Below are 23226 nucleotides of genomic sequence, written 5' to 3'. Positions count from 1 at the left end.
GGACTTGATGCGCTTTCCTGAATCACTTTTTTAAGCGGAGAATATCCCGCAGTGCCTGTTCCAATCGCATAAGGGCCGCCTGATCAGGCGCTAGTCCAATGCGCAGCCAGCTTGGTGCATAGGCAAACTTTCGGACAAGAATATGCCGCTCACAAAGTGCATCGTAAATTGGATGAGCATTTTCTTGTTCCACCAGCGAAAACAGAGCTGTGCCACCGACTTCCACGAGCTGACACCGCGCGAGCGTCGCGGCAAGTTCTGCCCGTCTTGTATCAATGCGGCTATGAAATGCCTCAAGCTCAACACCGCTTTCAAAAGCATGGAGTGCAATCGCGAGCGTTGGCCCCGCCACGGCCCATGGACCGAGCCTGTCTGCAACGCGCTTCACAAGCGCATCATTTGCAAGCAGGAATCCAAGCCGAACTCCTGCAAGGCCAAAGAACTTGCCAAAGGATTTCAACACGACCAGCGGCGCATTTGCAGCATGTCTTGCAATGCTCACCTCCGGATGCGGATCAGAAAAAGCCTCATCCACAACCAGAAAACCACCGCGCTCGCCGAGCTTTCGCGCAAGCCCCAGCAAATCGGGCCGCGCAACAACCCGCCCATCCGGGTTGTTCGGATTGACGATTGTGACCACCAGCGCATCCTCTGGGATGTCGTCGAGCGTCGCACATTCGATCACATTCCAGTTTGCCGCTTCAAAAGCTGCCGCATGTTCCTGATAGGTCGGGCCCAAAATGGCGACCGTCGCAGGTTCAAGCATTGTCGGAATAAGCTGAATAAGCGCCTGCGTGCCCGGGCTGGCAACGATTGGCGCATTCTGACCTGCTTCGTAATACGAACGCGCCGCAGTCAGAACCCGTAACAATAGCCCCTCATCCGGCAAACGGTTCCACAAGGGCGCAGCCAGTTCTGGCAGAGGAAAATGTTCGGGATTAATACCCGTTGAAAGATCAAGCCAGTCTTCGGCCTTGCCGCCAAAGCGCGCAATAGCTTTATCCAGCCCTCCGCCATGCTCAATAGTCATGTTCAGGCATTCTCTCCGGAAAAATCAATCACATGCATGAAGGAGCCAGCAACTGAACCGACGCGCAGCCCCGCTTCTCCCAGCTCCTCACTCAACGCATCACGGACGCGGAACAGGCGCTCGGCATCCCCTTCGCGCACAATACTGGCATAGTGAAACTCATGTGCCGAAAGCGGCAACGACCATGGCGAACCCGACAAAGGTTCCAGTTTGCGATAGCCAAGGTGCATTTTGCGTTTGGCAAAGCTTGTTTCAAGCGGAAGCAATCCAAGCATAGGATGCTTCACACCAGACGAATCTTCCAGCGTCTCACCCAGCACCATATAGCCGCCACACTCGCCGTAAATGCGTACGCCACGATCCGCAGCGCGTCTCATGCCCTGCTGGAAATGCTTCGCTTGCCTCAGTTTTCCGGCATAAAGCTCAGGATAACCGCCCGGCAGATAAATGGCGTCAGCGCTTTCATCGGGCGCTTCATCAGCAAGCGGTGAAAAGAATGAAAACTCCGCACCACGCCTGCGCCAGCCTGCGAGCAGATGCGCATAGGCAAAGGCAAAGGCATCGTCTCGCGCGACTGCAATGCGGTTTCCAAGCGGCGTGAGGCGAGGAACATTCGCCATAGCCTCATGATGCTTTGGCCGCGACCAGATATGCTCTAATGCGCTTAAATCAATATGCGCATCAACCACATCCGCAGCGTGCTCAAGGAAACGCTCCAGATCGGCATGTTCACCCGCCTGTACGAGACCCAAATGCCTTGAAGGCAAAACCAGCGCTTCATCCCGCGGAATTACGCCCAAAACGGCAATACCGAGCGGCTTGATCGCTTCGCGCAGCATGGCCTCATGCCTGCCGCTACCAACCCGGTTAAGGATGACCCCGGCAATCAGCACATCTTTGCGAAACTGGCTGAAACCTGAAATAAGTGCGGCAATGGAATGGGATTGGCGGGCGCAATCGACCACCAGAACGACTGGCAGATCCAACATACGCGCCAAATCTGCCGACGAACCCTTTCCATCAAGCGCTCCGTCGAAAAGCCCCATCATGCCTTCAACAACAAGCAGCTTGTTGCCCTCAGTCATACGGGATGAAATAGCACTTATAAGCTCTGGCCGCATGGCCCATGGATCAAGATTGAAGCAATCCACACCGCTCGCAGCCTTATGGTAGGCAGGATCGATGTAATCGGGGCCAGCTTTTGCCGGTGCCAGTGCCTCGCCACGCCGCTTTAGAGCGCGCAGCAATCCAAGCGTTAAAGTTGTCTTTCCCGAACCGGAGGCAGGTGCTGCAATCATGAAGCCATTCATGCGCGCTTCTCCTTGTTGAGATGAAGCGGATCACTTGTCAGCTTACGTCCCTGAGACGCACCAAGCCAATCAAGCCCGGAACGCAGCTTCACGACATCTCCCACAACCACAATTGCCGGTGGCTTAAGACCCGATGCTTCGACATCGGCAACCGCACGTGACAGCGTGGTCTCCAAAACCACCTGTTCAGGCAAGCTGGCATTACAGACAAACGCCACAGGCTCATCTGGTGACCGCCCCGCAGCTATCAGGCGCTCTGTGATGAGGTCGATATGTTTCATCGCCATATACATCACTATAACCGGAGAAAACTGTGCAATCGCCTCCCAATTAATACGATCTGGCATCAGCCCGGTTGCATCATGGCCTGTGAGGAATGTGACCGATTGGTTGATATCGCGATGCGTGGCCGCAATACCCGCATAGGCAAGGCCACCAATGCCCGCTGTAATGCCCGGTACGATACGAAACGGCACACCATGTTCTACGAGCGTCAGCGCTTCCTCGGCTCCGCGCCCGAACACGAAAGGATCGCCGCCTTTAAGGCGCAGAACCTTTTTGCCCTGCTTTGCAAGTTCAACCAGACGCAGCGAAATATCGCGCTGCTTTGGCGAAGGCTTGCCACCGCGCTTACCGGCATATTCCAACACGGCTGTGGCATTTCTCAGAGAAAGGCAGGATTCATCGACCAGAGCATCATAGACAATCACATCGGCTTGACCTAAGGCATTGGCCGCATGAAGCGTCAGCAAACCCGGATCGCCGGGACCGGCGCCAACCAACCAGACATGCCCGGGCTCTATTGCAGGCAAAGCTATCCTGTCAGCACCAGATGGGGTAATGTTCGGTTGAGTATTTTCAGTCATTTTGTAATGTGTCACCAGATAAATCCGCAGGCATCCATGAACGACGAAACCACGCCCCGCAAGGAAAAAACGCAAATTGGCGGGCAAGAACCGTTGCGTCGCGGCTGGACGACAGGTGCCTGTGCTACCGCCGCAACCAAGGCTGCCCTGACTGCGCTCATTACCGGCGAGTTTCCCGATCCGGTCGGCATCATCCTGCCCAAAGGTGAAGTTCCTTATTTTCAGCTTGAATATGAAGGACTGGGTGAAGGCTATGCAATGGCCGGTATCGTCAAGGATGCAGGCGACGACCCTGACGTAACGCATGGCGCGACAATCATCTCAACGGTTTTCCCGGCCCCTCCCGGCACAGGCATTGTGTTTCAGGCTGGTGAAGGTGTCGGCACAGTAACCCGACCCGGCCTGCAAATTCAGCCGGGCGAAGCGGCAATCAATCCAACACCGCGTCGCATGATGACAGAAATCTGCGAGCAGATTTGCGCTGAATATGGACTGCCTGCTGATCTGGTGATTACGATCTCGGTTCCGGGTGGCGAAGAAATTGCACAGAAAACATGGAACCCGCGCCTTGGCATCGTCGGCGGCATTTCCATCTTAGGCACGACAGGCGTTGTGCATCCCTTCTCCTGCTCAGCATGGATTCATTCGATCCATCGCGGCATCGATGTGGCACGTGCTGAAAAGCAAAAACATGTACTCGCCGCCACCGGTTCAACGTCCGAAGATGCGGCTCAGGCCATTTATGATCTTCCGGACTTTGCCATTCTCGATATGGGCGACTTTGCAGGCGGCGTTCTCAAATATCTTCGCGAGCATCCAATCGACAAGCTCACAATTGCCGGCGGTTTTGCTAAACTGACAAAGCTTGCACAAGGGGAACTCGATCTCCACTCAGCACGCTCGCAGGTCGACAAAAGCTTCCTCTGGAAAATCGCCGAAAAAGCTGGCGCGCCAAGCGACATTAAGGACCGGATTCTTTTTGCGAACACTGCGCTCGAAGTGCTTGAATTGACTCAAGGCCTTGGCATCGACATGGCAACGCCCATTGCGCAAAAGGCAAAAGAAACAGCACTTGCAACCTTGCGCGGCGCGCCCGTTGACGTCGAAATCATCGTCACGGATCGCAAAGGCAATATCCTTGCACGTCTCTAAAATACTCATTCTCGGCGGCACAGCAGAAGCAGCAAAACTTGCTTCTGCATTCGTCCCCCTGCCCGTTGAATCTATCACCTCACTTGCAGGCCGGACGGCAAACCCGACGTCAATCAGCGGTAAAATCCGAACAGGTGGCTTTGGTGGCGCAGACGGTCTTGCTACGTATCTGGCGCATGAGAAGATTGATCTCCTGATCGACGCGACACATCCCTATGCAACACGCATTTCGCAAAATGCTGTGCAAGCATCTGAAATCACAAATATCCCTCTGCTTAGACTTGAACGCCCAGCATGGGAAAAGGAAAATGGCGACAACTGGATTGATGTCGTGAGTGAAGCGCAAGCCGCGAACCTTATCCCCGCCTGTGAACGCGTCTTGCTCGCACTAGGACGACAGCACATTGCGCCCTTTGCCGAACGTAACGATGTGCATTTCTTTATGCGGATGATCGACCCGCCGGAAGTAAGCCTCCCGCACGATTGCGAGATCGTCTTGGCAAAGCCCGGCAATTATGACGCCGAAAAGCAGTTCCTAAGCGGACGCAAAATCGGGTTGATCGTCAGCCGTAATTCCGGCGGCAGCATCTCTTATGCCAAGATCAAAGCGGCCCGTGATCTTGGCATCCCGGTCATGATGATCAGCCGCCCGCAAGTTTCGGCCAAAACGATTGTCGCTACAGTGGACGAAGCAATCGAATATGCGCGTTCCGTTTTAAGATTTTGAGCGCGCAACATGGCTGTGCGCTTCATGATAAAGCGCTGAGTCACGAAAGTTCTTCGGATCAAGGCCACGCCCGACAAAGATCATCGCAGTTCGTTTAACACCTGAAAGTTCGATTTTCTCCGCAATATCAGACAGTGTTCCACGCAAAATCTGCTCATCTGGCCAGCCGACGCGATAGGCAACAACCACAGGACAATCAGCACCATAAAATGGCGTCAGCTCTGCCTCGATCTTCGCAAGATTGCGAATGGAAAGATGGATGACCAGCGTCGCCCCCGACTTTGCAAAGGTTGTAAGCTCTTCGCCTTCCGGCATGGCAGAAGATTTGACCGAAGTGCGCGTCAGAACAATGCTCTGATTAACCTCTGGGATGGTCAGCTCCTGCTTCATCGCAGCCGCAGCAGCAACAAAAGCCGGAACCCCTGGCGTCACATCATAAGCAATATTGAGCGCATCAAGCCTGCGCATCTGCTCGGCCATCGCGCCATAAATCGACGGATCGCCTGAATGCACCCGCGCAACATCATACCCTTTGGCATGAGCAGCCTCAATCGCCGCAATGATTTCATCAAGCGTGAGCGAGGAGCTATCAATCAGCAGCGCATTTTCTGGTGCAGACGCAACGACTTCTTTCGGCACCAGTGATCCTGCGTAAATACAGACAGGACAGCTCTCGATCAGTCGCAAACCGCGCACAGTGATAAGATCGGCCGCACCGGGACCAGCGCCAATAAAATGAACTGTCACGTTTTCTTCCTCTGTTCAGGCGTTTCGAATGCCTGTCAGGTGGCAGAAGAGTCAATCTTTTTCAGGCAAGAGCGCTTCAATATCGTTGAAGATCGACTGCCACTCTTCCGGTGTCAGCTCGAAGAAGTTAAAGCTTCTGAGCAGAAATGCGCCCTCATTGGCAATAAACGCCAGCCGAGCGCGCCTGCCTTCAGGCGTCGAAACATCAAGACCATCCCACTGCTTGCGATACCAGGCCCGGGTTTCATCCAAATAATGCGAGTTGGGAATAAGGCTCGCCATCATCGCAGCAAATCGAGAATCATCTTCGGCATCGCTCTCACGCGTGACAGCGATATGCGCTGCAATATGCGAAATCGCATCCTGCCTATGCTGTTTGCGTGCCGTCACAAGATCGTCGAAGCGGTCGCCCCATCGCTCAATCATGGCTTTCATCAGCCCGTCTTTATTAACAAAGCAATATTGAACGCCACCCTTGGTGACGCCAGAGGCCTGCGCGACCGCATCCATCGTCAACGCAAGGATACCACCCTCGGCAACCAGTTTCTCGGCCATGTCGAGCACATGGTCACGGTCGATTGAGCGTGGACGACCAGTTTTCTGCAATTTCTTACTTTCCATACGGACGGATTTATATTATGTCAGCCACCCTGACAAGTTTGAATACGCTCGTATTGAAAAGGTGTGATCCGATGTTGCCGCAAAATCGCTGGCTCGTTCTCGCAATTGTTTCCAGCGCGTTGTTTCTGATCGTTGTGGATATGACAGTGCTTTACACAGCGCTGCCGCGCCTCACCCATGATCTGGCGGCGAGTGCTTCCGAGAAGCTCTGGATCATGAATATCTACCCGCTGGTGGTGGCAGGTCTTCTTCCGGGTCTTGGCACGCTGGGCGACAAGCTCGGCCACAAGCGCATGTTCATGAATGGCCTGGTGGTGTTTGGTGTTGCATCGCTGTGCGCAGCCTATTCGCCAAATCCTGAAGTGCTGATCGCAGCGCGCGCACTCCTCGCTTGCGGTGCAGCGATGATGATGCCTGCCACATTGTCGATCATTCGGCTGACCTTCACGGATGAAAAGGAACGCTCGCTTGCCATTGGCATCTGGGCAGCAATTGCTTCGGGTGGCGCTGCCATCGGCCCTGTCGCGGGCGGCGTTTTGCTCGAATATTTCTGGTGGGGATCGGTCTTCCTGATCAACGTGCCCGTTGTTCTGGTGGCGTTGGCACTTTCAGCCTTTAACCTCGAAAACCGTCCGCTTGGCTCTAAGCGCAAATGGGATCTGGTCGGCTCGATCCAGATCATGATTGGCCTGATCGCGCTAACCTATGCAGTCAAAGAACTGGCCAAGCGCGATGCATCAATGACTGTCTTTGCCGGAGCCCTGATTATAGGTCTCATTGCAACGACCATCTTCGTGCGACGCCAATTTGCGAGCAATGAACCGTTGATCGACTTTTCGCTGTTTAACAACAGACTATTCTCGACCGGCGTATTTGCGGCTCTGGTCGCATCAGGCTCACTAACGGGTATGGAACTGGTTTTCAGTCAGCGCCTGCAATTAATCGAGGGTTTATCACCCTTACAGGCAGGATTGATGATTCTGCCAATTCCTCTGGCAGCTTTCGTGGCTGGCCCGCTTGCCGGTATTCAGCTGCCACGTCTTGGTGCGGGCAAGGTCCTCTGGACATCGCTGGGTATTACGGCAGCTGGTATTATCATTTATAGTCTGACCTATAAAAAAGAACCGATGTTCTACATCACGGGCCTGACAATTCTCGGCTTTGGCGTTGGCGCAGTCATGACAGCAGCATCCTCCGCGATCATGGGCAACGCACCAATTGAGAAGGCTGGCATGGCCGCTTCGGTCGAAGAGGTTTCATTCGAGCTTGGCAATGCGCTGGGTGTAACAATCTTCGGCAGCATTTTGTCGGCATTCTACACAGCCAGTTTTGTCCTGCCTGCCGGTTCAAACATTCCGCCTATTGTGCGCGACAGTCTTGATGAAGCACTTCTTGCTGCACAATCGATGCCCGCAGCTGATGCCAATGCCTTGATTAGCCTCGCATCACAGGCATTCGAAAATGCCTATGTGGCGGTCATTGTTGCAGCAGCAATCCTCCTGATCATTGCCACTGTTGCAACCTATATCGTGCAACGTCGCAAAGTGAAGATCGCTTAGCTCATATGCTTCGCGTCACCGCAATTGCTGCGGTGGCGCGTTCACCGGTCGTCTTTCCCACCACCAATTCCGCACCAACGCCAGCCGCCGCAAGAGCCGCAGATTCTGCAACGCCATGGCAGCCAACTGAAGCGAAAACCACGTCCGACGGGTGCTTTAGATTTGGCGTTTCCTGTTCAAGCCGAGCAGCATCAAAGAAGCGCAGCTCGCAATCATAATGCTGAGAGAGTTGACCCCAGACCGGGTCACCTTGCTTGGTAATAATCGTTGATATGACCGCAGGTCGCTCCACTCCGGCACTTGCCAGCACTTTATCAGCCAGCAAAATAAGCTCCTTAAGACTTACGCCTGAGGAGCAGCCGATTCCAAGAGCAACAAAATTACAGTTAGACAGCACGAGGCGCCGGTTGCTGCGCTTCTCTGATGTCTTCTGATGTGACACCGAGAATATCTGCAATACGCTTGATCATCGCTGTTTCCGACTGATCAACATGATCGTCCGCACGCGCGATCCGAACCAGATCGCGCAGCAGTGAAGCACGGCGTTCAGGTGCCATTTCAGCCAGCATCGAAGCCGCCTGCTTGGTGGTCGTCTCATAACCAAAGTCTTTGAGATATTCCGTCACTTCCGGCAACTCTTCCGCCGAAATTCCAAAATTCTCGGAAACGATCTGCCTGAACGCAGCAATTTCTGCTGGATGACGATCACCATCGGCAAAAACCACATGAAGCAGAAGAAGCAGTTCCGAGGCGAGTGCCGGGTCTTCGGCAACACGCTGCACAGCACTCTTTTTGCTGAGAAACGCAGTAATACGTTCGAAAAAGCTTTCGCTCATGAATGACTGTCTCCTGATACCGAACAGACCTGCATTGATAATGGTGCACGAACCGAAAAACAACGTCAGCCTTAATAAGGTTCCGCAAATAGCCGTCTGGCGCAATGCGATTGTCTGCTTTATGTTGCATCAACTTTTGCCGGACCCCTCCATGCTTGAATTTTTCGATACATTAACGCTTCTGCTGACCATGGCCGCTTTCATTGCGGGCATTATCGATTCTATCGCAGGCGGAGGCGGTATGATTACAATTCCCGCCTTGCTTCTGGCAGGTGTGCCACCTGTCGAAGCGCTTGGCACAAACAAGTTGCAAGGCCTGTTCGGCTCTTCCTCTGCAACAATTGCTTATGCGCGCAAAGGCCATGTGAACATCAAGGAACAATGGCCCGAAGCCATTGCATCGCTGGTCGGTTCCGTTCTCGGTGCGCTTCTCGCAACCGTCCTGCCTGTCGATATCATGCGGGCCGCTCTGCCAATTTTGCTGATCGCGATTGCCATTTACTTTGCGGTGAAGCCAAGCCTTGGCGACGTGGATCGCGCACGGCGGATAGGACCATTCCTATTTGGCGTCACACTGGTTCCACTGATTGGCTTTTATGACGGACTTTTCGGCCCCGGCACCGGCTCATTCTTCATGCTGGCATTCGTCGCGCTTGCAGGCTACGGTGTACTGAAAGCGACCGCTCATACCAAGCTGCTCAATTGCGCCTCCAATATCGGCGGCTTCGCCACTTTCGCTCTTGTTGGCACGATCAACTGGAAACTCGGCATCTGCATGGGAATAGCGCAGTTTATCGGCGCTCAGATTGGCGCAAGCCTTGCCATGAAAATTGGCTCACGCATCATCAAGCCCCTGCTGATTGTCGTGAGCCTCGCGCTTGCCGTGCGGCTGCTGCTGGAGCCAAGCAACCCTATCCGGCAGATGATCGGGTTTTAAACGCGTAACGCTACCAGCACGACGCCACAGCCGATCAGTGCAATTCCAAGCCAGTTGATCGTAGACATACGCTCGCCAAGGAATGCTGCGCCGAAAAGCGCAACCAATACGACTGACAATTTATCGACAGGGGCGACGCGTGACGCGTCGCCAATTTGCAGCGCGCGGAAATAGGCAAGCCATGACGCGCCAGTCGCAAGGCCGGAAAGCACAAGAAACACCCACGACTTTGCAGAAATTTCACCGGGCTTCTGCCATTGGCCCGTCACTGTCAGAAACAGACACAGCGCGCCGATGATCACCAGCGTACGAACCAACGTGGCAAAGTCAGAATTGATGCCTTGGATGCCGACCTTGGCGAATATCGCCGTCAACGCAGCGAAAACTGCCGACATCAACGCCCAGAATTGCCAGCTCGCTACCATGATCAGAACTCGATTCCTTTTTGCGCCTTCACGCCCGAACGGAAGGGATGTTTGATCATTTCCATCTCGGTGACAAGATCAGCAAACTCAATCAGCTCATCCTTAGCATTGCGGCCAGTTATGATGACGTGTTTCATCTCAGGCTTGGCGGCAAGCACTTCGATGATTTCCTCGACCGGCAGATAGTCATAACGCAGCACGATGTTGAGCTCATCGCATAGAACCATATCGTAGCTTTCATCGAGGATCAGGGCCTTCGCCTGTTCCCATGCATCACGCGCCATTTCAATATCGCGCACGCGATCCTGCGTCTCCCATGTAAAGCCTTCACCAAGGGCCGAGATCGTCACCTGCTCCGGAAACTTCTCGAGAACCCAGCGCTCGCCAGTATCCCATGAGCCTTTGACAAACTGAACAACGCCAATTTTCATACCATGACCAAGTGCGCGGAAAACCATACCGAAGCCGGCGCTCGACTTACCCTTGCCCTTACCCGTATGGACAATCACAAGGCCTTTCTCGTCGGTCTTGGTGGCCTGAATCTTGTCACGCGCGGCTTTCTTCTTGCGCATCTTATCCGCATGACGGGCATTCAATTCCTCTTCCGTCATCGAAAGAAGTTTCGCAGATTTCTCAGCCATTTAATGCCTCCTTTTTAACGCGTGATCTTATCCGAAAAGTCTGCAACTTTTCGGGATCAAGCGCCGGAATTCAATTTCATAAGGTTTTCGAGCTCAAAGCGTGCTGAATTTGAACGTGGCACCCAGAAGCCACGTTCAATTGCATCGTTGAGCTTTGAAGCGGTTTCACTTAGTGCAGCCGGGTTCTTTTCAAGCATGAAATCATGCACGGCTCTATCAGCGATATAGGCCTGATAAACTGCCTCGAAGTGATGATTGCCAACTTTGCCAGTCGTTGCTGCAAAAGCGAAAAGATAATCAACAGTGGCTGCAATTTCGGCAGCGCCCTTATAGCCATGGCGCATCACACCAGCGATCCACTTAGGATTCGCCGCACGGCCGCGCACAACCCGCGCCAGCTCTTCTTCGAGTGTGCGGATAACCGGCTTTTCGGGCCGTGAATGATCATTGTGATAGACGGTCGGCATCGCGCCAGTCAGATTTTCAACCGTAGCGGCCATACCACCTTCGAACTGGTAGTAATCATCGCTGTCGAGCAAATCGTGCTCGCGGTTATCCTGATTTTGCACCACTGCCTGCACAGAACGAAGCCGCTCTTCAAGAAGCCCGCGTTCTGCCTGCCCCTCTTCGCCTGCACCATAGGCATAACCACCCCAGACGAGCCAAGCTTCCGCCAGATCGTTGCGACCGGCCCAGCCATTCTCGTCAATCAGCGCCTGCAATCCAGCACCATATGCGCCGGGTTTTGATCCAAACACACGATAGCCCGCGCGACGTTCGGCAGTCTTTGCATCAGCGCCTGTTGCGATAAGCCGTGCCTGTTCAACTTTAATGCGGTTAGCAATTGGATTGTCTTCCGCCTCTTCATCAAGCGCAGCCACAGCACGCACAGCCTTGTCAAACAGTGCAATCTGTTCGGGGAAAGCATCACGGAAGAAGCCAGAAATACGCAAAGTCACATCAACGCGCGGGCGTCCAAGCTTGGCAATCGGTACGATCTCGTAGCCGGTGACACGGCGCGAAGCCATATCCCAGACCGGCTTCACACCGATCAGCGCCAAAGCCTGCGCAATATCATCGCCGCCGGTGCGCATGTTGGAGGTTCCCCATGCGGTGAGACCAAACGAGGTCGGCCACTCGCCATGATCCTGCGTATAGCGCGTGATCAGCAGTTCTGCCGACTTGCGACCCAGTTCCCATGCCGCAGGTGTCGGCACAGCACGGCTGTCAGATGAAAAGAAGTTGCGCCCGGTCGGCAAGACGTCTGGCCGTCCACGCGTCGGCGCACCCGATGGTCCCGGCGGCACAAAACGCCCTGAAATAGCTGACAGAAAGCCTTCAATCTCCGAAGGTCCGCAGGATGTCACCATAGGGCGCAAATGATCGTTGATCGATTGCAATACAGCATTGGTCTGCGTCCAATCTGCAGGGAGCTCGACTTCGCCCTCAACAAACTGTGCGGCAAGCAATTCGATACGCTCAACTGTATCGCCAGCAATACGCCAGCTTGCAGGGCTTGCAGCCACCAGCAGTGCAGGCTTCGGCCCGGTCCATGGATCGGCCATCGCACAATCGAGCGGATCAAATCCTTCGCCAAGGCCTGCGTCTTTTGTGATAGCACGTTGCAGGCTTTGTTCGCCCGACAAACCACCCAGCGCAACAGGAATGCCGCGCGGAACGCGTGCCAGTGCTACCAGCAAATCGGTAAGCAAACGCCCTTCAGGGGCTAGACCAAAAATATGCAGCCCATCGCGGATCTGCATTTCCTTGAGATCGCAGAGATAGGCATCAAGCTTTTGCAGCGCCATATCTTCATCATCATGGTCGTGAATGCCCGCATCACGATCAAGCCCAATGTCGCGCACAAGATCAAGAATCTGTGCTTTCAACCGCAACAGGCGACGCGGATCGACGCCCGATGCTTCGTAATATTCATCAACCAGCGCCTCCAGATCCTTGAGCGGGCCATAGCTTTCGGCGCGCGTCAGCGGAGGTGTAAGATGATCGATGATCACGGCACCCGCGCGGCGCTTCGCTTGCGTGCCTTCACCCGGATCATTGACGATAAACGGATAGACATGCGGCGTAGGGCCGAAGACTGCTTCGGGATAGCAATTTTCCGATAGCGCTAAGGCTTTACCGGGCAACCATTCCAGATTGCCATGCTTGCCCATATGCACGATGGCATCGATTTTGGCCACGTCACGCAAATAAGCGTAGAACGCGATATAGCCATGCGGCGGAACCAGATCAGGTGAGTGATAGGTTTCTTTCGGATCGATATTATAGCCGCGTGCTGGCTGAATACCGGCAATGGTTTCGCCAAGCTTCATCAGCGGTAGAGCAAAACCTTCAAGCTCACTATCGAAGAATGGGTCATTCTCCGGACTACCCCAGCGCGTTTCAATTTCCTGCTGAATCACATTGGGAAGTTTTTTGAAAAACGTCTTGTATTGATTCAGAGAAATGACTTCGCGGACTTCGCGCCCATCATTCGCAGCATTGGTCGGACCCGCCATCAAAAGCTGCATGAAGGCCTCACTATCGGCAGGCACATCGCCGACCTGATAGCCCTCGCCTTTCATAGCCCGCAGCACTTCCACAGTTCCGGCTGGCGTATCAAGCCCAACGCCATTACCCAGCCTGCCATCGCGGTTCGGATAATTGGCGAGGATCAACGCAATGCGGCGTTCTTCTGGCTTCTTACGCTTCAAGCGCACCCAGTTTGCCGCCAGTTCCGCGACAAAAGCCACGCGACCGGCATCCGGTTCGTGGGTAACGATGTTGGCTTCAACGGTGCTATCGAACTGCTTTGCCGATTTGAACGATACCGCACGCGACAGCACACGACCGTCCACTTCGGGCAGCGCCACATTCATCGCAAGATCACGCGCCAGCAGCCCCTGCTGTGATGCCTGCCATGTCGCTTTTGGCGTACCGGAAAAGATCACCTGCAAAACCATATTGCCGCGCTTATCAAGCACAGTAGGTTTACGCTCGGCACCCGGCGACGAAATCGCAAAGCCAGTTGCATTGAGAACGATATCCGGCTGACAGTCTTCAAACAGGCCATCAACAACCGCCGCCGAAAGCCGATCCTTGAGGCTGGAAACAAAAACCGGAACCGGGTTCAAGCCCTTGGCCTGCAATGCACTGATCAGTGCTTCTACTGGCTGCGTCTGTCCGCTCTGCACCAGCGCACGATAAAAAATGATTGCGGCAGCTGGCGCATCAGCGACCTTCCATTGCTGGCGAATGAGATCAAGAGAAGGCGCGGCCATATTGGGCCACCATAGCCCAGCTTTTAGAAGCGGTGCAGCCTCTTCCGGCTTTTCGCTGTCATCAATCAATGCGCAACAATAATCGAGAAAGCGAGACGTATTGGCAGCCCCGCCCTCAATCAGATATTGCCAGAGAGCATCCCGCTCTTGCGCTGACACGGTTGAAAACCTTGTCAGCCCATAATCGGGCTTATCATCACCCGGCAGCACAGCGATCTTGATGCCGTGTGAAACCGCACAGGCATTAAGCGCCTCAAGCCCATAAGGCCAATAGGTCTCGCCACCAATAATCCGCACGACAATAAGCTTCGCATGCTTTGCCGTACGCTCGATATAAGCATCGACCGACATGGGATGTGTGAGGTTTAGAAAGTTGGCCAGTCGCACACTGTGTCGGAGGCTTGGCCCGCTTTGCCCAAGCTTACGTGCTTGAGCAAGGCTTGCCAGCTCCGTATCGGCAGCGGAAAGGAACAATATATCGCCCGGCGTCTGGCCGAGATCGACGGCCTCATTGCCGTCGCTTATCGTTCCTTTCTGGGCAAGTAAAAGATGCATTACGAGACAGCGTCTTTCACGGCTTTGGTGATTGCCTGCTCATCGATCTCATGCAGACCAATGACAACAAGACGCGTATTGCGCACTTCATCCTTGCCCCATGGGCGATCGAAATAATGCTCAATACGCGGACCAACGGCCTGCACAACCAGACGCATCGGCTTGCCCGGCACATCAACAAAGCCTTTGAGACGCAGAACGTCATGTTCCGCGATCACAGCCTTGAGCTTCTCGGTAAATGCCTTTGGATCAGCAACCGAGCCTGCTTCCACTACAAAGCTTTCAAACTCATCGTGATCATGCTCGTGGCCATCAGCGTGATGAATTTCATGATGCGATTTGCGGTTGGCAATATCATCTTCCGTACCCACACCAAGACCGAGCAGGACATCCGCACCAAGCTTGCCAAAGCTTGCTGGCACCATGTTGACGCGACGCGTTGAGCGTGCAGCCACATCGGTCTTCACGCCATCGAGTTTCGATGGATCAATGAGATCGGCCTTGTTCAAAACAATAAGGTCAGCTGCATGAATCTGATCTTCAAAAAGTTCCTCTAAAGGGCTTTCATGATCAAGAGATTCATCCGCTGCGCGCTGAGCATCCACTTTGTCGTGGTCGTCAGCAAAACGGCCTTCAGCAACGGCGGCGGCATCGATAACCGTCACTACACCATCGACTGTTACCTGCGTCTTGATTTCAGGCCAGTTGAACGCGGCGACCAGCGGCTGTGGCAGCGCCAGTCCTGAAGTCTCGATCACGATATGATCAGGACGATCCGCACGGTCCAGAAGCTTGGTCATCGTCGGAATGAAATCATCGGCAACGGTGCAGCAAATGCAGCCATTGTTGAGTTCGATCACGTCTTCCTCACGGCAGCTTTCAATACCGCAGCCTTTAAGAATTCCGCCATCGACGCCCAGATCGCCAAACTCATTGATGATGAGCGCGATACGCTTGCCATTGGCGTTTTCCAGCAGATTGCGGATCAACGTCGTTTTGCCGGAACCTAAGAAACCGGTGATTACCGTTGCTGGAATTTTCTGTCCCTGCATAAAATTAACCTTTCATTTTGAGCGGCAGACCTGCCGCCATGAAATAAACTTCATCCGCCACGGATGCTACGGCCTGATGCAAAAAACCGGCATGATCGCGAAACTCCCGCGCCATCCGATTTTCCGGCACAATGCCCAAGCCAACTTCGTTGGAAACGAAAACAACCGGACCTGAAAGCTGACGCAGCGCCGCTATCAGTGTCGCAGTTTCAGTAGCGATATTCTGCTCTGCCATCATCAGATTGGTGATCCAGAGCGTCAGGCAATCGACCAGCACGAAACGGTCATGCCCCACGTGTTTTTGAAGCGCTCCTACAAGATCGAGCGGCTCTTCCACCGTCTGCCATTCACTCCCGCGACGGTCGCGATGAATGGAAATACGGTTTTCCATTTCTGTGTCGAATGCGCGACCGGTAGCGAGATAAACTGGCTGAAGTCCTAAGTCCTCAACCAGCTTTTCTGCATAAGACGACTTACCAGAGCGGGCTCCGCCAAGAACGAACGTGATTTTTGCATTTTCATTTCGGGGCAGAGCCATGCCTATCAGCCTTCAATATCTGACTTCGCATAAGCCTGAATGAACCAGCCCAGCGCAAGACCAATGACGGCCCACATGAACAGATTTGTTGCAAGCGATGCGACAGCATATTGCGAGGCAAGCAGCGACGGAATTGGCGATGCAATATCTTCAGGGTGCGGCGCCCCATAAAGGTGTGGTGCGATAATAAGCACAAGTCCAAGGATCTTTGAGATAATCTCACCACGCAAAACCAGCAGATAAATGCCAACGCCGCTTAACACCACGGTCGAAATCCACCAAAGCTGACGCTGTGCCAGATCAGCGGCAGGCATCGCAGGCAGTTCCGGCGAAAGCCCCAGAGCTGGCAGGAATGCGACCGCAAAGAAACCGGCCACACCCCAGAAAATGCCGTTCTGCGGCGTAATACGACGGCCGAGCAACAGAGCAACACCACCTAAAAGCAAAGCAAAGCCTGCACCGGCTACGAGATTGGCAAGCAATGTATTGCCAAGACGACCAAAAGGTAGCTCAGCGCCTTCCTCTTCTTCACCTTCACTGGCCGCAACTGCGGCATGGTCGTGCGGTGCAGACGCTTCGGCTGCATCACCATGACTATGACCGCCACCAGCGTCTTCATAAGTTTCCGCTTGAATGATCAACGGCACGGTTTTAAAATACATAGCAGGCGTCACGAGAAGCCCTGCCAACAGGCCAGCAGCAAGCGTGGCCAGAAGATAACGGATCAACATTTTATTCCCTCAACAGCAATTATTCGCAGATGGCCGTCCACCATCAAGCGTTGCTCATTTCCTATTTCAAAAAGCTAATCGGCTTAGTGGCAGGGAAACCCATATGAATGACGGGTATCGTGCGCTGAATCGTGCAGCGTATCGGAATGGGCGAGACCCACGCCGTAAATCAGAAATGCACCAAGAAGCAGCGAAACGACCGCAGTCGCAAGACGCGTTGCGAGCGGCATAGCTAAAGTGTCGGGAACAGAATTTTGGGTACGCGCAGCCATGACAACCTCCGTGTAGGCAGCAGGGAAAACCTCCCATGGGGTGCGGACAAAATGCCCTTCACACTACAGGCAGGTCTCCTGGCTCACGGGTCGTAGGGTTTGAAGCGCCTTCCCAGAAACGCTTAGTTTCCAGTGGCTGCCGGTTATCCAGCTTGCCTCATCCCTCTCCGCTCTACAGTCGCGGGGTCGGCTGCGATAAAGACGCCCGGATTGGGTCCGTCCGTCGCATTCCCTTTTGGTATCGCCGGGATTCGTCCCGGCAAAACCTGTTGTGTAAATTGACACTAGGCTTTCGCCAATGCGGCGTCAATCGAGTGCGAATAACGCATCGATATTCAGACAGCGTTCTAAGCCGTCAGCCAGCTCATCAAGTGCCATTTCAATGCCAGCACGATAATTCTCGCCTGAACTGCTCACGCCGAGCGTTGCAAGAAAATGCCGACGGAACTCATCCGCACCAAAAACACCATGCAGGTAGGTGCCCATCACCCGACCGTTCGCCGAGACTGCCCCGTCATCGTGATCGCCGATCCGCGAGAATGAGCGGATAGCGTCGGGACCATATGTTCGCCCTATATGGATCTCGTATCCATCAAGTGCTGCATCATAGAGTTGCGAATGAGCATCGACATTGCGGACGATTTTTTCGGGCTCCATAATAGTCTCGACATCAAGTAGGCCCAAGCCATCGATCTCACGCACCTGCCCTTCAATGCCATGAGGATCACTGATGCGATTTCCGAGCATTTGAAACCCGCCGCATATCCCAAGGACATGCCCACCACGTCGCACATGCGCGTGCAAATCGCGCTCCCAACCATTGTCTCGGAAGGCAATCAAATCGGCGATTGTGGATTTGGTTCCCGGTATAACCACAAGACCAGCATCATGCGGCAAAGGCCGTCCGGGCGGAACCATCACAACTTCCACCTGATCTTCGGCCTTCAACGGATCGAGATCATCAAAATTTGCGATGCGCGGTAGCATTGGCACTGCTACTTTTAAGGCTTTGGCATCGCCGCGCGTAGCGCGTTCCAGAACAACCGAATCTTCCGCAGGCAATCGCGACACGGCTTTCAGCCAAGGCACAACACCGAATGATCGCCAGCCCGTGAAGCGGGTTATCGCCTCCAGCCCGTCATCGAACAGCGAAACATCGCCGCGAAACTTATTGATCAGGAAGCCACGCACCATAGCACGATCTTCATCGGACAAGATCGTGTGCGTGCCGACCAGTGAAGCAATCACCCCACCGCGATCAATATCTCCGACCAATACGACAGGAACATTAGCCTGTGTGGCAAAACCCATATTGGCGATATCGCCAGTGCGCAGATTGATTTCTGCAGGCGACCCGGCACCTTCGATCAACACCAGATCGGCGCCTTCACTGACAATATCAAAGGATTCCATCACCGCTGCCATCAGTTGCGGCTTCAACTGCTGATAGTATCGACCACGCGCCTCGCCACGCACTTTCCCCTGAACAACGACCTGACTGCCCATATCGGTTTGCGGTTTTAGCAAAACCGGATTCATATGCACCGATGATGGCACGCCACAAGCCAAAGCTTGAAGCCATTGCGCGCGCCCGATCTCGCCACCATCATCGCTAACGGCTGCATTATTAGACATATTTTGCGGCTTGAATGGACGAACTATTAGTCCGCGATTGCGTGCAACGCGACAAAGTCCGGCAACAAGAACACTTTTGCCGACATCTGAACCCGTCCCCTGAAACATGATTGCGCGTGTCATGCGAGCTTGCCTATCCCAACTTCATGTGACTGGCAATCGCCAGCGGTTGCGGCAACCTTATATGTAAAAATGCGCATCAGTTTATTACAAAAGTAAGCAACATTATTCCGATGGAGCGTTGGCAGCTACGCGCCATTGTGATCTAGTCTCATCAGGAGGCGCGGTGCTCATAGGGAGGAAACCATGGATACTGCCGACCAGAACCAGTTTGAACTCAATGAAGATCAACTCGCCATTCAAGATATGGCGCGTGGCTTCGCATCGGATTTTGTTGCGCCTTATGCCCTGCAATGGGATCACGACAAGCATTTTCCTATAGACGTCATTAAACAAACAGGACCGCTCGGTATGGGCGGTATTTATGTTCGCGAAGACGTTGGCGGATCCGCACTCAAACGGTCAGATGCCGTCCTTATTTTCGAGGCATTGGCCGAGGCTTGCCCAGCTTTTTCGGCGTTTATATCCATTCACAATATGGCAGCATGGATGATCGATACGTTTGGCGATGAAAGCCAGCGTCAGACATTTTTGCCTAAACTCGCGTCGATGGAATGGCTTGCCAGCTATTGCCTGACCGAACCCGGATCAGGCTCGGATGCCGCCGCACTTCGCACCCGCGCAGAGCGCGATGGCGACCATTATATACTCAACGGCACCAAGCAATTTATTTCCGGTGCGGGCGCCACCGATCTTTATGTAACAATGGTGCGTACCGGCGAGGACGGTCCGAAAGGAATTTCTACCATCGTTGTGCCTAAAGATGCGCCCGGCCTGTCGTTTGGCGCCAATGAGCACAAAATGGGCTGGAATATGCAGCCCACCCGAACAGTGATTTTCGACAATTGCCGCGTGCCAATTGCTAATCGCTTGGGAGAAGAAGGCGCTGGCTTTAAAATCGCAATGGCAGGTCTTGACGGTGGACGGCTGAATATTGCCGCCTGCTCGCTGGGTGGCGCACAATCTGCACTCAATAAAGCGCTTGAATATACGGGGCAGCGTAAAGCTTTCGGCAAGACAATCGATCAGTTTCAGGCTTTGCAGTTCCGTCTCGCAGATATGGAGACCGAGCTCTCGGCAGCAAGACAGCTTCTTTACACTGCTGCGAGCAAGCTTGACCGCAAAACGCATGATTCAGGCAAATGGTCGGCCATGGCCAAGCGTTTTGTGACAGATACCGGTTTTGACGTCACCAATGATGCGCTGCAGCTCTTGGGCGGCTATGGCTATCTTCATGATTACGGCATCGAGAAACTTGTCCGCGATCTGCGCGTTCACCAGATTCTTGAAGGCACTAATGAAATCATGCGCGTCATCATTGCCCGCCAACTGATCGGACGCTGATACATTTATAAAATGGGAGGAAACCATGGCCACTATCGCTTTTATCGGCCTCGGCAATATGGGCGGGCCAATGGCCGCCAATCTGGTGAAGGCCGGGCACAAGGTCATAGGCTTTGATCTGCTGCCTGCACATCTCGAAGAAGCGAAAGCCAACGGGCTTGAAATCGCGGCAAGTGCTGCAGAAGCTGCAAGCAATGTCGATGCGATAATTACCATGCTGCCTGCGGGCAAGCATGTTCTTTCTGTTTATGAGGACATCGCTCCTAAGGCTCGTAAAGACTCACTTTTCATTGATAGCTCAACCATTGATGTGGATTCGGCACGCAAAGCACACGAGATCGCGGCCCATCACGGTCACCTCTCAGTCGATGCGCCAGTCTCAGGCGGCACTGGGGGCGCGACAGCTGGCACCCTCACCTTTATGGCGGGTGGCAGCGATAATGCCTTTGTAAAGGCTGAACCACTTCTTCAGCCAATGGCTGGTAAGATCGTGCATTGCGGTGGTGATGGCGCAGGACAGGCTGCAAAAATTTGCAACAACATGATTCTCGGCATTTCGATGATCGGCGTGAGCGAAGCATTTGTGCTGGCAGAAAAACTCGGCCTGTCGCATCAGGCACTATTTGATGTGGCTTCCACTTCTTCTGGTCAATGCTGGTCGCTGACAACCTATTGCCCGGTGCCCGGCCCAGTGCCAACATCGCCTGCCAACCGTGATTACCAGCCCGGATTTGCAGCGGCACTCATGCACAAAGACCTCAAGCTTTCACAAGAAGCTGCAAAAAGTACAGGCGCAGCCACCCCATTGGGTGCTCATGCAGAGGAGATCTACGAACGCTTCGGTAATGATGGACATGGTGGAGAAGACTTTTCCGGAATCATCAATTTTTTACGTTCGGCAAAAGCGTAAAGTCAGTAATTTATTCTATAAATAGCAAAAAACTGACGTTGTTTAGATTTGCTTAAGTATCTGATAACTGTCCGGTAACGATGTTGCGCTAAAAAGGAGCCAGAGACGATTGAGTTCTTCTCTGGCTCCGGATTTGGTACTGCGTACCGGAGCTTCAGTCTCTTCCACCGCGTATTGTTTGGTGGAAGCGCCATGCGTATTTGGCAAGACCGTGCACCTGACGAGGCAGCGCGGTTTTTTGCCATTTTTTCCCGCTTATAAATTATACGTGATGATACTTTCAGTTTTTAGTTATAAGATTGAAATCAAGCCATAATCCTGTGACAGATATTTTATTGGAGCAGCGTTTCGCCAAGCGAAACAAACGAATGCGCCAATTATGAGCGAATTAAGCATCGTATTTTCTGAGTACGATCAAATCTTGGAATAGTAATTTGACCACCCTGAAAGCGACAACTGCGGAAAGCGCAGATAAATCCTTCTTTGGCTTCCCAATGGCAGTTGTCTTCGTAATTTGCTATTTTGCCTTTCAGGCTATCCTTGTGACATTCGTCTCTAACGGCGCAGGCTTGGACGACGCAGAGCAACTCGCTAATATCGGCTATCTCGACTGGGGATATGGCGGCTCACAGCCACCTCTTTATACTTGGATAACGAATATTGCAGCGTCCGTACTTGGCACATCAATGCTGACGCTTCAAATCGTCAAGTTCAGCATGCTCGCAAGCCTATTCTTAAGCGTATTTGGCGCAATGCGGCTTTTAGGCTTCTCGCGAACTGTCGCTTCGGCATCAATGCTGGGACTATTTCTCGTTCCGCAAATAGGCTGGGAATCTCAGCGAGCACTGACACATTCCATTGCCGGGACAGCAGGGTGCGGCTGGGCTTTTCTCACCTTCGCTTGGTATATGCGAGATAAAAGCATGTTAGCTGCAGTTGCGCTTGGCGTTACAATGGCTGCCGCCGTCCTGGGTAAATTTAATGCGTCTATATTTATATTAATGCTAATCGTTACCGGACTTTCAGTAACTGAATACAGAAAAGTGCTACTATCGAAGATAACTCTTCTAACGGTAGGTGCATTTGCAATCTGCTTTGCCCCAACTGCAAATTGGATGCTCGCGCATAAATCAAGTGTAGTTGCACGATCGGAAAAGCTTCAGATTGGTGCGTCTGGTAATCTGTTTTTTGATCGACTACACGGCGTTGGCAGCTTCATTGAAGCTACATTTCTTTTCTCCGTTCTGGTCATCAGTATAGCTTTTATCGTAGCGCGCATTCATTCTGCCAAGCGCACAGTACCAAGCCAACCGATTACGGTGGGTGAAACTTTCATGCGGCGTATTCTCATCGTGGGAATCTCAATCGTATTGCTTGGAGTAATCGTTGCGGGCGTCAGCAACATCAAAGATCGCTGGCTGCAACCTGTACTTTTTCTCACACCAGCAGTGATAGCCTGCTTATTTTCAGAATACCGTCGCCATTCACGCGCACTTTTACAGTTTTCAGCCGTTAGCATTGTCTTTGCGCTGATCGTACCGCCGGTACTTGCGTATTATCTCATCTATGGATCGGGCAATCCGCCATATGGTCAGCTGGATTACCAGAGTCTTTATCAGGAAATGCGTCACGATGGAGACTTCAAAACAATTCTGACTGACAATGCGCAAATCGCCGGAAATTTCAGAATCTTTGAACCATCCATTCAAGTGATCCATCCTGAAACACCAAATGGAGCGTTTAACGCTGAAAGACCTGCGCTTATAATGTGGTTTGGCGATGCATCACCGAATGAGCGCGTAACCAACCTCATAAATCAAGCAAAAATCACAATACCGGAGAACGGCGTAAACACGACAACCGTTATTTATCGAACGCGACCAGATAAACACCTCACGGTTAGTTATTTTCTGCAAAAGTAAAAAAGGTCCGGGGAA

The 23226-nt window shown here is 53.1% G+C and carries 22 protein-coding genes and 1 riboswitch; of the genes, 7 read left to right on the top strand and 15 right to left on the bottom strand.

Going from position 1 to position 23226, the window contains the following annotated elements; all coding sequences use genetic code 11:
• Nucleotides 1–22: 22 nt before the first annotated feature.
• The 3 genes from cobD to cobA are packed head-to-tail and all read right to left on the bottom strand — an operon-like array spanning nucleotide 23 to nucleotide 3206.
• Nucleotides 23–1036, bottom strand: coding sequence for a threonine-phosphate decarboxylase CobD (gene cobD / locus J2782_RS02000; RefSeq protein WP_310011040.1), 1014 nt, complete (start codon nucleotides 1034–1036; stop codon nucleotides 23–25).
• A complete protein-coding gene (locus J2782_RS01995; protein ID WP_310009924.1) occupies nucleotides 1033–2340 on the bottom strand; it encodes a cobyrinic acid a,c-diamide synthase CobB in 1308 nt (435 codons plus the stop codon). The genes cobD and J2782_RS01995 overlap by 4 nt, the downstream gene beginning before the upstream one ends.
• Complete coding sequence (cobA, locus tag J2782_RS01990) at nucleotides 2337–3206, bottom strand: uroporphyrinogen-III C-methyltransferase (RefSeq protein WP_310009922.1); 870 nt, start codon at nucleotides 3204–3206, stop codon at nucleotides 2337–2339. Before cobA ends, J2782_RS01995 begins: the two co-directional genes overlap by 4 nt.
• A 36-nt stretch (nucleotides 3207–3242) precedes the next feature.
• Between cobA and J2782_RS01985 the strand changes: the two genes are divergently transcribed.
• Both J2782_RS01985 and J2782_RS01980 read left to right on the top strand, forming a co-directional pair.
• Nucleotides 3243–4358 (top strand): cobalt-precorrin-5B (C(1))-methyltransferase, encoded by a 1116-nt coding sequence (locus tag J2782_RS01985; RefSeq protein WP_310009920.1) that lies wholly within the window; start codon nucleotides 3243–3245, stop codon nucleotides 4356–4358.
• Nucleotides 4345–5085, top strand: coding sequence for a cobalt-precorrin-6A reductase (locus tag J2782_RS01980; protein ID WP_310009918.1), 741 nt, complete (start codon nucleotides 4345–4347; stop codon nucleotides 5083–5085). Before J2782_RS01985 ends, J2782_RS01980 begins: the two co-directional genes overlap by 14 nt.
• Here J2782_RS01980 and cobM read toward each other — a convergent pair.
• Complete coding sequence (gene cobM, locus J2782_RS01975; protein ID WP_310009917.1) at nucleotides 5074–5832, bottom strand: precorrin-4 C(11)-methyltransferase; 759 nt, start codon at nucleotides 5830–5832, stop codon at nucleotides 5074–5076. The two genes, J2782_RS01980 and cobM, sit on opposite strands and share 12 nt — an antisense overlap.
• Before the next feature lie 51 nt (nucleotides 5833–5883).
• The gene (locus tag J2782_RS01970; protein WP_310009916.1) at nucleotides 5884–6438 is read right to left on the bottom strand and encodes a TetR/AcrR family transcriptional regulator; all 555 of its coding nucleotides are present in this window, start codon (nucleotides 6436–6438) and stop codon (nucleotides 5884–5886) included.
• A gap of 32 nt (nucleotides 6439–6470) precedes the next feature.
• On the opposite strand from J2782_RS01970, the gene J2782_RS01965 reads away from it, so the two are divergent.
• The gene (locus tag J2782_RS01965) at nucleotides 6471–8012 is read left to right on the top strand and encodes an MFS transporter (protein WP_310009915.1); all 1542 of its coding nucleotides are present in this window, start codon (nucleotides 6471–6473) and stop codon (nucleotides 8010–8012) included.
• A 1-nt stretch (nucleotide 8013) separates the two neighbouring features.
• On the opposite strand, the gene J2782_RS01960 is transcribed toward J2782_RS01965, so the two are convergent.
• Both J2782_RS01960 and J2782_RS01955 read right to left on the bottom strand, forming a co-directional pair.
• The gene (locus J2782_RS01960; protein WP_310011039.1) at nucleotides 8014–8406 is read right to left on the bottom strand and encodes a cobalamin biosynthesis protein; all 393 of its coding nucleotides are present in this window, start codon (nucleotides 8404–8406) and stop codon (nucleotides 8014–8016) included.
• Nucleotides 8399–8848, bottom strand: coding sequence for a tellurite resistance TerB family protein (locus J2782_RS01955; RefSeq protein ID WP_250038940.1), 450 nt, complete (start codon nucleotides 8846–8848; stop codon nucleotides 8399–8401). Before J2782_RS01955 ends, J2782_RS01960 begins: the two co-directional genes overlap by 8 nt.
• Nucleotides 8849–8999: 151 nt before the next feature.
• Between J2782_RS01955 and J2782_RS01950 the strand changes: the two genes are divergently transcribed.
• The gene (locus J2782_RS01950; RefSeq protein ID WP_310009914.1) at nucleotides 9000–9785 is read left to right on the top strand and encodes a TSUP family transporter; all 786 of its coding nucleotides are present in this window, start codon (nucleotides 9000–9002) and stop codon (nucleotides 9783–9785) included.
• On the opposite strand, the gene J2782_RS01945 is transcribed toward J2782_RS01950, so the two are convergent.
• The 8 genes from J2782_RS01945 to J2782_RS01910 all read right to left on the bottom strand — a co-directional run bounded on the left by J2782_RS01945 (nucleotide 9782) and on the right by J2782_RS01910 (nucleotide 19038).
• Nucleotides 9782–10210, bottom strand: a complete 429-nt coding sequence (locus J2782_RS01945) for an EamA family transporter (protein WP_310009913.1) — start codon at nucleotides 10208–10210, stop codon at nucleotides 9782–9784. The genes J2782_RS01950 and J2782_RS01945 overlap by 4 nt on opposite strands.
• Nucleotides 10211–10212: 2 nt before the next feature.
• Complete coding sequence (cobO, locus tag J2782_RS01940; protein ID WP_310009912.1) at nucleotides 10213–10851, bottom strand: cob(I)yrinic acid a,c-diamide adenosyltransferase; 639 nt, start codon at nucleotides 10849–10851, stop codon at nucleotides 10213–10215.
• 56 nt (nucleotides 10852–10907) lie between these two features.
• Nucleotides 10908–14687, bottom strand: a complete 3780-nt coding sequence (gene cobN / locus J2782_RS01935) for a cobaltochelatase subunit CobN (RefSeq protein WP_310009911.1) — start codon at nucleotides 14685–14687, stop codon at nucleotides 10908–10910.
• Complete coding sequence (cobW, locus tag J2782_RS01930; RefSeq protein WP_310009910.1) at nucleotides 14687–15739, bottom strand: cobalamin biosynthesis protein CobW; 1053 nt, start codon at nucleotides 15737–15739, stop codon at nucleotides 14687–14689. The genes cobN and cobW overlap by 1 nt, the downstream gene beginning before the upstream one ends.
• Before the next feature lie 4 nt (nucleotides 15740–15743).
• A complete protein-coding gene (gene cobU, locus J2782_RS01925; RefSeq protein ID WP_310009909.1) occupies nucleotides 15744–16277 on the bottom strand; it encodes a bifunctional adenosylcobinamide kinase/adenosylcobinamide-phosphate guanylyltransferase in 534 nt (177 codons plus the stop codon).
• 5 nt (nucleotides 16278–16282) lie between these two features.
• On the bottom strand, nucleotides 16283–17008 hold the full coding sequence (locus tag J2782_RS01920; RefSeq protein WP_310009908.1) for a CbtA family protein: 726 nt from the start codon (nucleotides 17006–17008) through the stop codon (nucleotides 16283–16285).
• Between the two features lie 83 nt (nucleotides 17009–17091).
• On the bottom strand, nucleotides 17092–17280 hold the full coding sequence (locus tag J2782_RS01915; protein WP_310009907.1) for a CbtB domain-containing protein: 189 nt from the start codon (nucleotides 17278–17280) through the stop codon (nucleotides 17092–17094).
• 51 nt (nucleotides 17281–17331) lie between these two features.
• Nucleotides 17332–17565, bottom strand: a riboswitch (cobalamin riboswitch).
• Between the two features lie 21 nt (nucleotides 17566–17586).
• Nucleotides 17587–19038: a cobyric acid synthase gene (locus J2782_RS01910; protein ID WP_310009906.1), complete on the bottom strand. Its 1452-nt coding sequence runs from the start codon at nucleotides 19036–19038 to the stop codon at nucleotides 17587–17589.
• Between the two features lie 183 nt (nucleotides 19039–19221).
• Between J2782_RS01910 and J2782_RS01905 the strand changes: the two genes are divergently transcribed.
• The 3 genes from J2782_RS01905 to J2782_RS01895 all read left to right on the top strand — a co-directional run bounded on the left by J2782_RS01905 (nucleotide 19222) and on the right by J2782_RS01895 (nucleotide 23211).
• On the top strand, nucleotides 19222–20379 hold the full coding sequence (locus tag J2782_RS01905; RefSeq protein ID WP_310009905.1) for an isobutyryl-CoA dehydrogenase: 1158 nt from the start codon (nucleotides 19222–19224) through the stop codon (nucleotides 20377–20379).
• A 25-nt stretch (nucleotides 20380–20404) separates the two neighbouring features.
• Nucleotides 20405–21289, top strand: coding sequence for a 3-hydroxyisobutyrate dehydrogenase (gene mmsB / locus J2782_RS01900; RefSeq protein ID WP_310009904.1), 885 nt, complete (start codon nucleotides 20405–20407; stop codon nucleotides 21287–21289).
• Between the two features lie 434 nt (nucleotides 21290–21723).
• Nucleotides 21724–23211, top strand: a complete 1488-nt coding sequence (locus tag J2782_RS01895; RefSeq protein ID WP_310009903.1) for an ArnT family glycosyltransferase — start codon at nucleotides 21724–21726, stop codon at nucleotides 23209–23211.
• Nucleotides 23212–23226 lie beyond the last annotated feature (15 nt).

The organism is Brucella pseudogrignonensis (assembly GCF_031454375.1).
Lineage (GTDB): Bacteria > Pseudomonadota > Alphaproteobacteria > Rhizobiales > Rhizobiaceae > Brucella > Brucella pseudogrignonensis_A.
This window is presented reverse-complemented; position numbering and strand designations above follow the sequence as displayed.